This is a genomic window from Hyphomicrobium sp. (genome assembly GCF_036262015.1).
GTDB lineage: Bacteria > Pseudomonadota > Alphaproteobacteria > Rhizobiales > Hyphomicrobiaceae > Hyphomicrobium_C.
In genome coordinates this window covers 964,546-977,664 of the sequence record NZ_DATAJR010000008.1, presented here as the reverse complement: position 1 = coordinate 977,664, position 13,119 = coordinate 964,546, and the positions used below count along the sequence as shown (strand labels likewise).

14 protein-coding genes are annotated in these 13,119 nt (G+C 60.8%); all 14 read right to left on the bottom strand.

Annotated features, from left to right (window positions below; translation table 11 throughout):
* Nucleotides 1-2 precede the first annotated feature (2 nt).
* Complete coding sequence (rimP, locus tag VHO05_RS13160; protein ID WP_329647036.1) at nt 3-629, bottom strand: ribosome maturation factor RimP; 627 nt, start codon at nt 627-629, stop codon at nt 3-5.
* Nucleotides 630-822: 193 nt separating this feature from the next.
* On the bottom strand, nt 823-1,434 hold the full coding sequence (gene trmB, locus VHO05_RS13155) for a tRNA (guanine(46)-N(7))-methyltransferase TrmB (RefSeq protein ID WP_329647035.1): 612 nt from the start codon (nt 1,432-1,434) through the stop codon (nt 823-825).
* Nucleotides 1,435-1,606: 172 nt separating this feature from the next.
* Nucleotides 1,607-2,809, bottom strand: a complete 1,203-nt coding sequence (gene metK, locus VHO05_RS13150) for a methionine adenosyltransferase (protein ID WP_329647034.1) — start codon at nt 2,807-2,809, stop codon at nt 1,607-1,609.
* 231 nt (nt 2,810-3,040) lie between these two features.
* The gene (locus tag VHO05_RS13145) at nt 3,041-3,502 is read right to left on the bottom strand and encodes a helix-turn-helix transcriptional regulator (RefSeq protein ID WP_329647033.1); all 462 of its coding nucleotides are present in this window, start codon (nt 3,500-3,502) and stop codon (nt 3,041-3,043) included.
* Nucleotides 3,503-3,700: 198 nt separating this feature from the next.
* On the bottom strand, nt 3,701-5,338 hold the full coding sequence (lnt, locus tag VHO05_RS13140; RefSeq protein ID WP_329647032.1) for an apolipoprotein N-acyltransferase: 1,638 nt from the start codon (nt 5,336-5,338) through the stop codon (nt 3,701-3,703).
* Between the two features lie 8 nt (nt 5,339-5,346).
* Nucleotides 5,347-6,393: a hemolysin family protein gene (locus tag VHO05_RS13135; protein ID WP_329647031.1), complete on the bottom strand. Its 1,047-nt coding sequence runs from the start codon at nt 6,391-6,393 to the stop codon at nt 5,347-5,349.
* Entirely contained in the window at nt 6,390-6,944 is a 555-nt protein-coding gene (ybeY, locus tag VHO05_RS13130) for an rRNA maturation RNase YbeY (protein ID WP_329647030.1), read from the bottom strand. Before ybeY ends, VHO05_RS13135 begins: the two co-directional genes overlap by 4 nt.
* A gap of 1 nt (nt 6,945) precedes the next feature.
* On the bottom strand, nt 6,946-7,956 hold the full coding sequence (locus VHO05_RS13125) for a PhoH family protein (RefSeq protein ID WP_414653768.1): 1,011 nt from the start codon (nt 7,954-7,956) through the stop codon (nt 6,946-6,948).
* A 183-nt stretch (nt 7,957-8,139) separates the two neighbouring features.
* The gene (gene miaB, locus VHO05_RS13120; RefSeq protein WP_414653767.1) at nt 8,140-9,561 is read right to left on the bottom strand and encodes a tRNA (N6-isopentenyl adenosine(37)-C2)-methylthiotransferase MiaB; all 1,422 of its coding nucleotides are present in this window, start codon (nt 9,559-9,561) and stop codon (nt 8,140-8,142) included.
* A gap of 197 nt (nt 9,562-9,758) precedes the next feature.
* Nucleotides 9,759-10,643: a lysophospholipid acyltransferase family protein gene (locus VHO05_RS13115; protein ID WP_329647028.1), complete on the bottom strand. Its 885-nt coding sequence runs from the start codon at nt 10,641-10,643 to the stop codon at nt 9,759-9,761.
* 23 nt (nt 10,644-10,666) lie between these two features.
* Nucleotides 10,667-11,119, bottom strand: a complete 453-nt coding sequence (locus tag VHO05_RS13110; protein ID WP_329647027.1) for a Fur family transcriptional regulator — start codon at nt 11,117-11,119, stop codon at nt 10,667-10,669.
* Between the two features lie 91 nt (nt 11,120-11,210).
* Nucleotides 11,211-11,696 carry a ribosomal protein S18-alanine N-acetyltransferase gene (gene rimI / locus VHO05_RS13105; protein ID WP_329647026.1) on the bottom strand — a complete coding sequence of 162 codons (486 nt, stop codon included), beginning with the start codon at nt 11,694-11,696 and terminating at the stop codon, nt 11,211-11,213.
* Complete coding sequence (gene tsaB, locus VHO05_RS13100; protein WP_329647025.1) at nt 11,693-12,391, bottom strand: tRNA (adenosine(37)-N6)-threonylcarbamoyltransferase complex dimerization subunit type 1 TsaB; 699 nt, start codon at nt 12,389-12,391, stop codon at nt 11,693-11,695. Before tsaB ends, rimI begins: the two co-directional genes overlap by 4 nt.
* A gap of 59 nt (nt 12,392-12,450) precedes the next feature.
* Nucleotides 12,451-13,041, bottom strand: a complete 591-nt coding sequence (locus tag VHO05_RS13095; RefSeq protein ID WP_329647024.1) for a malonic semialdehyde reductase — start codon at nt 13,039-13,041, stop codon at nt 12,451-12,453.
* Nucleotides 13,042-13,119 lie beyond the last annotated feature (78 nt).

The window sequence follows — 13,119 nt, the reverse complement described above, 5'->3', positions numbered from 1 at the left end:
GTCTAGAGACCCTCCACGTCGTCGGTCTTCAGTTCGTCCGGATCGGCTTCGACGCCGTCTCCGAGTTGTTCTTTGCCTTTTGCCTTCGCGCGGCTCAGCGCTTCACGGATGAGCTCATCCGTCAACACGAGGCGCGCGCTCGCAATCAGTTCGACAGCGAGCCCGATAACCTTGCGGCCCTCTTCTCCGAGATCCGCTTCGATCAGAACCTCGCCATCCTCGAAGCCCTCGAGATGGCCACGAAAACGCTTGCGGCCCTCGATCGGCGCCCTGAGCTCGATCTTCGCCTCCGATCCTGCCCAGTCCACGAAGTCGGACGGACGCACCAGAGGCCGATCGATGCCCGGCGATGAAATTTCGAGCCGATAGCTGTCGCTCACAATGTCCTGCACATCGAAGATGGGCGAGATGGCCTTCGAGATCATCTCGCAATCGTCGATCGTGATCGAGCCATCGGGACGCTCGGCCATGATCTGGACGGTCTTTCCATCGCGGCCCGACACTTCGATGCGGACAAGGCGAAATCCCAAGCTATCGAGAACCGGCTCAACAAGCGCAGCCAGTTCCGATGCGAGACCCGTCTCCTCAATGAAGCGATCGCTCGTTGCGACCTCGTTCGTATTGTCCATACCAAGTTAATTCCGGCCGCCGCCCTAGGCGCCAAAACAAAAAGAGCGGACCCTTGAGGGGCCCACTCTCAAAGTTGAGATGATCATGAGCGTCCTAATAATACGTGAGGATGACAGCCCTTGCAAGCGGCTTTCCTGGTCTTTACCGGCCCCAAAGACTTCGAAAAGCCGGTACCTTGGCGAGTATCGGGGACTATTCCCGTAAAAATCGAAAGAAATAACAGCGGCGCCCCTCGCGGCCGGCCTTGGCCTCATAGCGGGTTGCAGGCCAGTCAGGAGAGCGGACACGCCAGTCCTCCGCGCAGTCCGCAGTCCAACGGAACTCGGGCGTCTGCGCAACGGCCAATAGCGCAGTGCGCGCGTAGTCGCCGATATCGGTGGCGAGGCGCATTTCCGCACCCGGCGCCATCACGCGGGCGAGCAGACGGAGGAGGTCGGCTGAAAACAGCCGCCGCTTGTGATGCCGCTTCTTCGGCCACGGGTCCGGAAACAGCATAAAAACGCGCGAGATCGAGGCTTCCGGAAGCCATCGCAGCAGCGGCCGAACGTCGTCTCCAAAGAGACGCACGTTCTTGAGGTCGCCGTCTTCGATGGCGGTTAACGCCTTAACCAACCCATCCTCGAATGGCTCGCATCCGATCAAGCCAACGCGCCCGTTGTGCTTGGCCTGCCAGATGAGATGCTCTGCGCCTCCGAACCCTATTTCGAGCCAGTACTCCGTCGCATCGGCTGGAAAAAGAGTTCGAATGTCGGCAAGCGGCGGTCCCGAGGGATCGACGCCGACGCGGGGTAGCAGGTCCGCCATCAGCTGATCCTGCCGGGAGCTCAGCTTACGCCCCCGCCGGCGCCCGAAAGAGCGGAGTTCAGTCGTAGGCCCTTGCGAGGGTTTGCCGCCGGCTGGATCCACGTCGTGTCATCCTCAAAACAAACGGCCGCAATCGCTGCGGCCGTTTGCAATTCGCTCAAATCCGAAAGGCTCAGACAGCCTTCTTGATCGTATCGGCCAGATCGAGCTTCTCCCAAGAGAAGCCGCCATCATTGTCCGGCTTGCGGCCGAAGTGTCCGTATGCCGACGTGCGTGCGTAGATCGGACGGTTGAGATCCAACTGCTGGCGGATGCCGCGCGGCGTAAGATCCATCGACTTGGCGAGCGCAACTTCGATGGCCGCCTCGTCGACCTTGCCCGTGCCGTGCGTGTCCACATAGATCGACAAGGGGCGCGCAACGCCGATCGCGTAGGCGAGCTGAATCGTGCAGCGGTCCGCAAGGCCGGCGGCAACAACGTTCTTCGCCAAATATCGCGCGGCATAGGCAGCCGAGCGATCGACCTTGGTCGGGTCCTTGCCCGAAAACGCACCGCCGCCGTGAGGAGCTGCGCCGCCGTACGTGTCGACGATAATCTTGCGGCCGGTGAGGCCGGTGTCGCCGTCAGGACCGCCGATGTAGAACTTGCCCGTTGGATTGATGTGCCAGATCGTATCCTTGCCGATCCAGCCGTCCGGCAGGGCGCTACGCACGTACGGCTCGATGATGTCGCGAACCTGCTTCGAGGAAAGATCCTCGACCACATGCTGATGCGAAACCACGATCTGCGTCACGCCCACCGGCTGGCCGTTCTCGTAGCGAACTGTGACCTGGCTCTTGGAGTCCGGCCCAAGCTTGGCTGCGTCGCCGTTTCTGGACTTACGCGCACGGGCAAGATCCTCGAGGATCTTGTGGCTGTAGTAGATCGGGGCCGGCATCAGCTCAGGCGTCTCGCGGCAGGCATACCCGAACATGATGCCCTGGTCGCCGGCGCCCTCTTCCTGATTTGTGGGCTGCTTCGCATCGACGCCCTGCGCGATGTCGGACGACTGGCCGTGCAGCAGAACTTCGATATTGCAGTTGGCCCAGTGGAAGCCGTCCTGCTCGTAGCCGATATCCTTGATGGCAGCGCGCGTGATGTCCTCGATCTTCGCGACGGTGACCGAGCGCGGACCACGATACTCACCGGCGATGATCACGCGGTTGGTGGTCGCGAGAGTTTCGCAAGCGGCGCGGATCGCCCAAGGGTCGAGCCCCTCGGCGGCACCCTCGCGGAAGAAAGCGTCCACAACCTCGTCGGAGATGCGATCGCAGACCTTGTCCGGATGCCCCTCAGAAACGGATTCGCTCGTGAATAGATATGACTGGCGTGCCACCTAGGTCCCCTCGTCTCGCGCGGCGCATAACCGGATGAATCAGCCGGAAAATGCGAAAAATCCAAGAACCGGGACTGCCCGATGCAATGGGCATCGGATCGATTCCGCCCAGTGAATTCGGGCCGTGTCTTGCAGGTTTTTCGGAGTTCGGTCAAGCGCGCCCCGGCGGGGATACGGCAACGGCGAAGCGACAGAACGTCCGATGATGCAATAATGGGCGAAGGCGACGTTTTAGTCCGCCGTCTCGTCCCCGCCTAGCGCGCGAACCAGCTCGACGACAGACCGACGGACGCGTGGATCGGCGATTTTTACGAACGCCTTGTTAAGCTCAAGACCTTCTCGGGTAGAGAGAAATTCGACCACATAGCTCTCGGTCGGACGTTCTGAGAACCCCGGCGCAAGCTGGGCTTCCATGAGATCCGCCGGGGCTTCGTCGTAAAAGAATTGAACGGGCACGCCGAGGACGCGGGAAAGGTCGAAAAGCCGGCTCGCGCCGATGCGATTGACACCCTTTTCGTACTTCTGAACCTGTTGAAACGTCAGCCCAAGGTGCTCGCCGAGCTTCTCCTGGCTCATGCCAAGCAGCATACGGCGCAACCGAACGCGTGTTCCAACATGAGCGTCGATCGGATTGGGCTTCCGTGACCCGCGTTCAGTATCGGCGTCATCGTCGATGGTGACTTCTTTGGACATCCGTATTCCGCTCCCCTACCCGGTCGTCGTCGTCCCACCGATACACTGCCTAGAAAACTCAAGTGCTGGGGTCAATATTTACCAGCATGAAAAGAGTTTGCACCTTACATCTTGGGAAGAATCGACAGCCTGCGAATCAACCGCGGATTGAAATAGGCATACTTCTTGGGGCGGAACAGCGGTGTCTACTACTGAACGTCAGTGGTCCGGAGAATGGGAGAACAACCGGAGTGCAGCCGCGAACAACAAGGCAACGAGTAAGAATACTCCGTCACCCATGACGGCGTAGAGACCCGGAGAACGCGCAACAGGCAGCAGCGCATCCAGCGAGCCTTTCTGGTTCATTCCGAGCATACCAACGACTCGCCCACTTGAATCGACGACGGACGAGATGCCGTTGTTCGCCGCTCTGATGAGCGGCAGTCCTTCCTCGACAGCCCGCACGCGCGCCTGATGGAAATGTTGTCGCGGACCTGTCGTATTTCCGAACCATCCGTCGTTGGTCACATTCACGAGCACTCCCGGCGGGCTGGCACTATTAGCCCCGACACCTGGAAAAATCGCCTCATAGCAAATGAGCCCGCCCACCGTCGGCAGGCCTGGCACAGCGAGCGTGGGCCGCGGCGTAACACCGACGGAAAATCCTCCGCGCAGCCGCGTCAATTGCTCCAGTCCCACCGCCTCGAGCATGTTCTGCCACGGAAGGTATTCACCGAACGGAACAAGGTGTGTCTTGTCGTAGACACCGGCAAGCCCGCCCCTTCCGTCGAAAAGCATGAGACTGTTGTACGCCCGTCGCTTCGACAGCCCCCCGTCGCCGGATGTTGCAGCTTCGCGCCTTAATGCACCTGTGAGCAGAAAAGTGCCGTCCGGCAACATGTCACCGATCGCGTCCAACGCCTCGGGATGCTCGAGCGGCAAAAAGGGCATCGCTGCCTCTGGCCAAATGACGTGTGTAATACCGGCGAGGTCATCGCGTTTTCCTGACGGATCGGTTGCCGACAGCGCGAGATGGTCCTGGAAGATCGCTCCTTGCCTATCCGGCAACCATTTTTCTCGCTGCGGGATGCTTGGCTGAACGATCCTGATTTTGACACCGTCGACAACGCCGCTCGGAGCTGTCGCGAGCCGGACTGCCCCGTAGGCAAAGAGAAACACCAACGGCACACTGGTGATCAGAAGCGCGCGAACACTCACACTGCGCCGCTTCAATGGCGACGCATCGGCGAGCAAGACAAGTGGCGCACCGAAAATCGGCATAGCAACCAGCGTCAGGCCGTAGATCCCGAGAAGCCCGGAGCTCTGCATGAGCACAAGCGGCCAGGTCAGCGCATAACCGAGCACGTTCCACGGAAAACCCGTCAGGATATGGCCTCGCAGCCATTCAGCGGTAGCAAGAGCCAGCGCGAGGACGAGGAGCCGCCCGAACCCCATCCGCCACGCGACGACAGCCGCTGCTGCGGCGCCCGCCCAGAACAGCGCGAGCCCCGCTGGCATGAGTGTTACGGCGAACGGCAACAACCAGCCGAATTTGTCCGCCTCAACGAGAAAGGCTTCTCCGATCCAGAACAAGCCCAACAAAAAATAGCCAAAACCGAACCACCATCCGGCACTCGCAGCCGCTTTGAAGCGTTCACGCGCGGAGCCCCGGCTCGCAGCGCCATCGATGAGCCAGACGAAAACAGGAATCGAGAGAAACAGGATGGGAGAGAAAAAGAACGGCGCGATAGCAAGATTGGAAACAGCACCGGCCGCAAACGCAATGCCAAGACGGCGCCATCCGCGCGCAGTTCTTACCGCGTGTTCCCAATCACCGAGACGATCCAACACCCCCATCACGCAGCTCAGTGGGGCCGACCGTTGTCCGCCGGATGAACAGGCGGAAGATGAATTTTGAGGCGCTTGACCCGCCGCGGATCTGCATCGAGCACCTCGAACTCGACGCCCGTGGGATGACGAATGAGTTCACCGCGTGCGGGAACACGCCCCACGATGGCAAACACCAACCCGCCGAGCGTATCGATGTCAGTTTCCTCGTCAGGTTTCAAAAGCTTCACGCCGAGCCGCGTTTCGAGTTCCTTCACCGGCGCGCGGCCGGACGCCACGAGTCCGAGTTTGGGATCGACCGCGATCAGGTCCGCCTCCACCTCGTCGTGCTCATCCTCGATGTCGCCGACGATCTGCTCGACCAGATCTTCGATCGTCACAAGCCCGTCGGTTCCACCGTATTCGTCCACGATGAGCGCCATGTGAATATGCGTCGCCTGCATGCGCACCAGGAGGTTCATGGCAGGCATGGATGGCGGAACATAAAGAACCGGCTTGCGAAGCTTGAGCACCGCAATCGACCGTGTGAGATCAATCCGGCTGAGATCCGGCTTGGTCGAACCCTTCGCGTCGCCCTCGCCCTTCAGCCCGGTTTCCGGCTGAATGAGCCTTTGCTTCGTCGGCTCGCGTAACTCGCGGCCAGCAACCTCGGACGAGATCCAGCGAAAGAGATCCTTGATGTGAATCATCCCGCGCGGATCGTCCAGAGTGTCGTGGAAGACCGGAATTCGCGAGACGCCGGCCTCCTCGAACAACAGAACGAGATCACCGAGCGGCTCCATCTCTTCGATGGCAATGATGTCCGCACGCGGAACCATGATTTCATCGACGCGCGACGCGCCGAAGCGCAGGAGCCCCGAAAGCATCTTGCGCTCTTCGGGCGAGAACCCACCGGTCGCTTTCGCTTCTTCCTTGAGGAGTACTTCCAGCTTGTCGCGAAGCGTTGGCTGCTCCGCAAGTCCGAGCCGCGTCCAAAGATGCTGAAGCCACCCGCTCGCGCTCTCGCGCATCGTCGGCCGTTCGTCGCGACTCACATCGTCCATCGGATCGTCGTCACTATTCATGGGTTGGAACAAATCGCCTCGTCGGCGCTGTAGGGATTGGGAATACCGAGGCTCGCGAGAATTTCGATCTCGATGCCTTCCATTTCCTCGGCTTCGGATTCGGTCTCGTGATCGAAACCCAGGAGATGCAGGAGGCCGTGCACGACAAGGTGCTGAAGGTGGTGGGCCAACGGAATGCCCTGCTCGACGGCTTCGCGTTCGACCGTCTCTTGAGCGAGCACGATATCGCCCAGTGCCACCGGCAGCCTTTGAGCCACGATGCCGTCGGGAGCCGAAAAGGAGAGCACGTTCGTCGGCTTGTCCTTGCCGCGATAACGCGCGTTGAGGTCGCGCACCGTCTCGTCATCGCTGAGCGCGACGCACGCCTCTGCCGTATCAAGGGATGCGAACCGCGGGTAGTTCGCGAGGGCGCTTGCCGCAGATGCGATCAGTGAGTCACGGTCATCAATCCGCGACCAGTCTCCCGCTTCATCGAGAATGTCGAGGCTGAGCCAGAGGGGAGCCTCGCGACCCCCCTCGCTCCGACTTCGACTGTCTGCCGAATCCGGCATGTCAGGGCTTCCTCGTCCCGACGCGATCGTACGCTTCGACGATCTTTGCAACCAGATCGCGCCGTACGACGTCGGAGTTAGTGAACCGGACTGCGTTGATATCCGGAACATCCGAAAGAAGACGCACGGCTTCCTCAAGACCGGAAACCATTCCCGGCGGCAAATCGATCTGCGAAGGATCGCCCGTAACCACCATCTTGGAGCCCTCGCCAAGCCGCGTCAGAAACATCTTCATCTGCATGCTTGTCGTATTCTGCGCTTCGTCGAGAATGACGAACGCATTGGCGAGCGTGCGCCCGCGCATAAAAGCGAGGGGCGCGATCTCGATAACGCCTTGTTCGAGATCCCGTTCGACTTTCTCCGGCGGCAGCACATCATAGAGCGCATCATACAGAGGTCGAAGGTAGGGATCGACCTTCTCGCGCATATCGCCGGGCAAGAATCCGAGCCGTTCACCAGCCTCTACAGCAGGACGCGACAGGATGATGCGCTCGACAACTCCTCGCTCGAGGCACTGAGCCGCGAACGCCACCGCGAGGTAGGTCTTACCCGTGCCGGCAGGCCCGATACCGAACACGAGATCGGTTTTCTCAAGCGCCCGAATGTAGAGGCTCTGTGAGGGCGTACGCGCCTTGACCACCTTGCGTCGCGTCGCGATCTGCGCCTGGCCGTCGGATGAAGGGGAATCCTGCTGCCGGGCATGTCGGATCAGCCCGTCGAAATCGCCTGGTCCCACATGATCTCCCTTCGAAACACGCTCATAGAGGCTTTCCAGAACTTCGCGCGCAATCTCGCAAGCCGCCTCCGATCCATTGAGAATGACAATATTGCCGTGTGCGTGGGCTTCTATTCCGAGCCGGTCTTCGATCAATGCCAGATGGGCATCGAACTCGCCGAGAAGATGGGTGAGAAGCCGGTTGTCCTCGAAAGGAACAACAACTCTCTTGCTCGGAATTGGAGACTTAGGCACTCGCCTTCGACCTATAGCCGTTTGGCCGCGAATTGCTGTCAATCGTTTCGTCTCCCGAGAGGGGTGCTTCCAGGACTCTGGAAGCTTCATATACGACGAGAAGCACGATCAATCACAAGCCCCGAGCGGAGCCGAATCGGGCTCCGTCCTTTGATCCTAGCATAGGCGGAACTCGCATCGAATCCACGCTTCTGCCCAATGCGCAAACCGTTAACAGGTTCATTTTTACCCGCATATGACGCCCGACAGGCTGTTCGAACCGGCCGATCGGATGTCGACGTTTACGATACTTCCGACGAGTGCCGGATCGGCGTCCGCGTGCACCAACTGCAAATAGGGAGACCGACCGACGAGCTGCCCCTCGCGGCGCCCGGCCTTTTCGAACAGCACGGGAAGGGTCTTGCCGACGCTGGCGCCGTTGAAACGCGCCAAGCACTCTTCGATAAGCGTCTGCAGCCGGTCCAGCCGCTCACGCTTGACGTCCTCGGGAACCTGCCCATCCATGGTAGATGCCGGAGTGCCGGGCCGCGGACTGTACTTGAATGAGAACGCGTGCGCGAAGCCTACTTCTTTCACGAGCGCGAGTGTGTCCTCGAAATCCTGGTCTGTCTCTCCCGGAAATCCCACGATGATATCGGTCGATAGCGCGATGTCGGGCCGAGCCTCGCGGATGCGAGCAATGAGACGAAGATACTCCGCAGCCGTATGCTTGCGGTTCATCGCTGCGAGGATGCGATCCGATCCGGCCTGAAATGGCAAATGCAGATACGGCATCAGCTTTTCTTCGTGAGCATGCGCCGCAATGAGGTCGTCGCTCATGTCGCGGGGATGGCTCGTCATGTAGCGGATGCGCTGCAGCCCACCGATTGAAGCGAGCTCGCGGATTAGCGCGGCCAAAGACTTGGCTTCACCGTCTGTGCCCTCGCCATGATAACCGTTGACGTTCTGCCCCAGCAACGTGATGTCGCGCACGCCGCGATCAACGAGACGGCGCGCTTCGTCCATCAGCGCCGCAACGGGACGAGAAAATTCCATTCCTCGCGTGTAGGGCACGACGCAGAACGTACAGAATTTATCGCACCCTTCCTGCACGGTAAGAAAGGCCGAAGCCGCTTTCGCCGGACGCCGGTCGGGAAGCGCATCGAACTTGTCTTCGTCCGGGAAGGCCGTCTCGACCAGGGCCTTTTCGCCACCCCTGAGACGCGAAAGCAGTTCCGGCAAACGGTGGTAGCTCTGCGGACCGACCACAAGATCGACCGCCGGCGCCCGCCGCACGATCTCGTCGCCCTCGGCTTGCGCGACGCAGCCGGCAACCGCGATGAAAGTCTCTTTGCCGCCCTTGGCGCGATCGCGTTTGATGTCGCGCAGACGCCCGAGATCCGAATAGACCTTCTCCGCCGCTTTCTCACGAATGTGGCAGGTGTTGAGGATGGCAAGATCGGCCTCGGACGCCTCGCTCGTCTCGACATAGCCCTGCGCCGCGAGTGCCTCGCTCATGCGCTCGGAGTCGTAAACATTCATCTGGCAGCCGAACGTCTTGATGAACACGCGCTTCGCCTCAGGTGAAGGCGCACCTTCACCCAAACCTGGCTGTGTCGCCACATCGTCCGAGGCTATTGGCTCAAGATCGTCCAAAGAACTCTGCATCCGGCCTTCGATCATCCGCTCGTCGCGGTATCACAAATCGACCGCGCCTGCATCCTGTGCTTGCCGCATTGCAGCATTGCGCCATCCCTTTGTCCAGCGGCACCAAGGCGATGAAACCAGGAGTTAATAGAGTTGTGTAACCAGCGCTGGCGGACGTCAAGCCTTCGACAGCGCCGAAAGTCGAGCGGTTTGGCGACTCAGCGGAACAAGCTCCCACTGCTTTGCTGACGAGGGGTCGTGCGCGCCTCCGCCGCAGGAGCCGTGACCGAGATTGGCATGTCGTCGGGGTAGCCGCGCAAAAGCCGGACGACATTTTCGCGGATTTGATCCTCGCTCCGCCGCGCGAGATCCTTGCGGTCTGCAAAACTGTCGAGCGGAATGGGCGGGCTGATCCGAATACGGACGTCGAGCGGACCCGCCTTGAGCAATTCCCAGGCGTGGCTCTGCATTTCCATGTCACCGAACCAACCGACCATCGGTCGCGCCGATCGATTGATCGGCACGCCGTGCAGTCGCGTGTAGACAATCGACAACGTCTGCACCACGACATCCGACCGGACGGCCGGAGCAGCACCCGTTTTCCCCGGCGGCTTCGCGGCGGCAAACAACGACGTTTTGAATGGCAGAACGCGGTTTCCGTCGCTCGACGTGCCTTCCGCGAAAAGAACGACCGTATCGCCCGTGGCCAGCCGCGCCATGATCTCGTTCGTCGTTTCGCCCACCGCGCTGCGCCGCTCACGATCGACGAAGACCGTGCGCTGAAGGCGCGCCAGGCTCGACACGAACGGCCAGCGCCCGACTTCTTTCTTGGCCACAAACGACAGCGGCGCGACCGCGGAAAGCACGGGGATGTCGAGCCAGGACGTATGATTGGAGATCAACAGCACCGGCTTGTCGGACATGACAGCGCCGTCGATGTGCAGCTTGATGCCGAAGAGCCTGCAGACACGCCGATGATACCAGTTCGGAAAGCGCCGCGCTCCGGACGGCGAGACCCGCAGCAGAAGCGCCTGCACCGGCATGAGCGGTACGGTCAGCGTAAAGAACCCAGCCAGAATTGACGTTGCTCTGAACGCACCCATGTCCTCGGCTCACGCGAAGTGAGCTATCCCTTTCGCGGCAGCTTCTTCTTATCGATCGGCTCACCGTAAAGCTCTAGCCGGTGTCCGACCAGAGTGTAACCGAGCTCGCGTGCAATCTTTTCCTGCAGCCGTTCGATGTCAGCACTTTGAAATTCGATGACGCGTCCTGTCGCGATGTCGATCAGGTGATCGTGGTGGTCGCGCTTGGCTTCCTCGTAGCGGCCGCGCCCCCGTCCGAAGGCATGCCGCTCGAGAATCCCCTTTTTTTCGAGAAGATTGACCGTCCGATACACGGTCGACAGCGAAATATGCGAGTCGACCAGGTGGGCGCGCCGGTGAAGCTCCTCCACATCGGGATGATCACGCGCTTCCGAAAGCACACGCGCGATCACCCGGCGCTGGCCAGTCATGCGAAGGCCATGTTCCGCGCACAGCACCTCAAGCCGTGAGAGGCTTTCGTCTTTCAGAACGGGCATAACGCAAATCCCGTGTGTGATCTGCCGCGCGAGCACGCGGCGCAATTATGATCTTTGTACTGGATCAAAATATGGGATTCTGCAAGGCAGACTAGAGCCTTAGAGCTAACGTTACGGCGTCCACGGCATCCCGCCCCGTCCGTTCGTAGTACCCCCGCCTGAGGCCGATCCCGAGAAAACCGGCGCGCTGATAGAGCTCCATGGCGGCGTCGTTATCAGCCGCAACCTCGAGGAAGAGTTTCTTCGCCTCGGCCTTCTGTGCCGCGCGCGCAACGCCCTCGACAAGCCGCTTGCCGATTCCCTTCCGCTGCCAGTCCTTGGCGACGCCGATCGAAAGGATTTCCGCTTCGTCCGCCGCGAGTTGCGCCATGACGAATCCCACGCAGGTTTTCGGCGCGCCCCCGATCATGGCTGCGAAGGCGGTCGAGGCAGGATGCTCGAGAAGAGCACGTACGCTCTCTTCGGACCAAGCTGGATCGAAGAGCTGAGAGTGAAGCCGTGTGATGTCCGCGGCGTGCTCCGGCCCCGCCCATAGAAGCGAGACGTACTTGGGATCGAAGGTCGCACCATTCGTCATGACACTCTCGCAAGGGAGGCACCGTCCTGCGGCTTTGCATCCGGTGGCCTGAGATAAAGGGGACGCGGCACGCCGAAATCCGTTGGGATCGCGGCCTCCGGCACAAATCGCACGTCCGGTTCCAGTGTCGCCAATCGCACGGAGATGGAAAGCCCCTTTGCGCGCGCGCCATCCGCGAGCAGCTGGGAACCCGAACCGACGGCCACAACGTCCCGGCCGGCGAGCCGCCGCGCAGCGTCCTCTGGCGTCGTCAACAAGGGCTCGTCCAGCGCTGCGAGATCGGGACCGGAGAAGAACTGCACGTAGATCTCGCCGCGCCGCGCATCGACCGCCGCAGCAAGTGTCTTTCCTGCGGTTTCGCCTTTAAGTTGGTGCGCGGCCGTATGGGCCATCACCGCGAGACTCGGGAGAGACGCAACGGGCGCACCCGTCGCAAGCGAAAGCGCGCGTGCAGCAGCAATCCCGACCCGCTGGCCCGTGAAGGTTCCAGGTCCTGTCGTGACAACCAAACGTTGAAGTGCGGAAAAATCGAAAGGCGCTTCACTCATCGCGTCGGCGATCAAGGGCATCAGGCGTTCAGCGTGCCCCCTCTCCAGCCGCTCGAAACGAAATGCGCCGCGAGGTCCCTCAGGCGTTGCCCAAGTGACCGCGACCGAGCAGGCGCCGAAACAAGTGTCGAATGCGAGCGTATTCATGCCGCGAGCATATCGTGCTCACCGGATCATGCAACGTTTGGACAAAGGGAATCCCGCGCTCAGACTATTTTTGCCAGCTCGTCGAAGCTGAGGCGCGGCAGGCGCGGTTTCAGTGTCGAGGCATCGCCGTAGCCAAGATTGCAAAGGAAGTTTGCCTTGATGTCCGTCCCGGCAAAAAACTCTGCCGTGACTCCCGCCTGATCGAAGCCGGACATGGGCCCGCAATCGAGGCCCACCGCCCGCGCCGCAAGGATGAGGTAGGCGCCCTGGAGCGAACTGTTGCGGAATGCGGTCTCCTGGATGTGCTCGGGCTTTCCCGTGAACCAGGAGCGCGCATCCGTATGCGGAAAAAGACGCGGCAGCAGTTCGTAGAACTTGAGATCGTAGCCGATGATCGCAGTCACCGGCGCCTTCATTGTCTTGTCGCTATTGCCTTGGGAAAGAAACGGTTTGAGCCGTGCTTTGGCCTCCGCCGAGCGCACGAACACGATCCGAACCGGCTCGCAGTTGCCACTTGTCGGCCCAAGCTTCATGAGATCGACGATCCGAACCAGAAGCTCATCCGGCACCGGCTTCTCTTGCCAGGCGGAATACGTGCGGGCGCTCAAAAAGAGCTGCGAGAGCGAAGCCTCGTCGAGAGCAGACGACATGCAGAAATCCTTCAGGTGCAGCCGCGGACAATGCGGATACCGAGCATCCGCATCAAGAAAAACCCCGCCGGAAGGGCG

Excerpts from the sequence above, each read along its gene's own strand:
- rimI (WP_329647026.1), bottom strand. The coding sequence starts at position 11,696 with ATGACGAATGGTGCGACCTTCGATCCCAAGTACGTCTCGCTTCTATGG.
- trmB (WP_329647035.1), bottom strand. The coding sequence starts at position 1,434 with ATGGCGGACCTGCTACCCCGCGTCGGCGTCGATCCCTCGGGACCGCCG.
- VHO05_RS13115 (WP_329647028.1), bottom strand. The coding sequence starts at position 10,643 with ATGGGTGCGTTCAGAGCAACGTCAATTCTGGCTGGGTTCTTTACGCTG.
- VHO05_RS13145 (WP_329647033.1), bottom strand. The coding sequence starts at position 3,502 with ATGTCCAAAGAAGTCACCATCGACGATGACGCCGATACTGAACGCGGG.
- ybeY (WP_329647030.1), bottom strand. The coding sequence starts at position 6,944 with ATGCCGGATTCGGCAGACAGTCGAAGTCGGAGCGAGGGGGGTCGCGAG.
- lnt (WP_329647032.1), bottom strand. The coding sequence starts at position 5,338 with ATGGGGGTGTTGGATCGTCTCGGTGATTGGGAACACGCGGTAAGAACT.
- tsaB (WP_329647025.1), bottom strand. The coding sequence starts at position 12,391 with ATGAATACGCTCGCATTCGACACTTGTTTCGGCGCCTGCTCGGTCGCG.
- VHO05_RS13095 (WP_329647024.1), bottom strand. The coding sequence starts at position 13,041 with ATGTCGTCTGCTCTCGACGAGGCTTCGCTCTCGCAGCTCTTTTTGAGC.
- rimP (WP_329647036.1), bottom strand. The coding sequence starts at position 629 with ATGGACAATACGAACGAGGTCGCAACGAGCGATCGCTTCATTGAGGAG.
- VHO05_RS13110 (WP_329647027.1), bottom strand. The coding sequence starts at position 11,119 with ATGCCCGTTCTGAAAGACGAAAGCCTCTCACGGCTTGAGGTGCTGTGC.
- miaB (WP_414653767.1), bottom strand. The coding sequence starts at position 9,561 with ATGCAGAGTTCTTTGGACGATCTTGAGCCAATAGCCTCGGACGATGTG.
- VHO05_RS13135 (WP_329647031.1), bottom strand. The coding sequence starts at position 6,393 with ATGAATAGTGACGACGATCCGATGGACGATGTGAGTCGCGACGAACGG.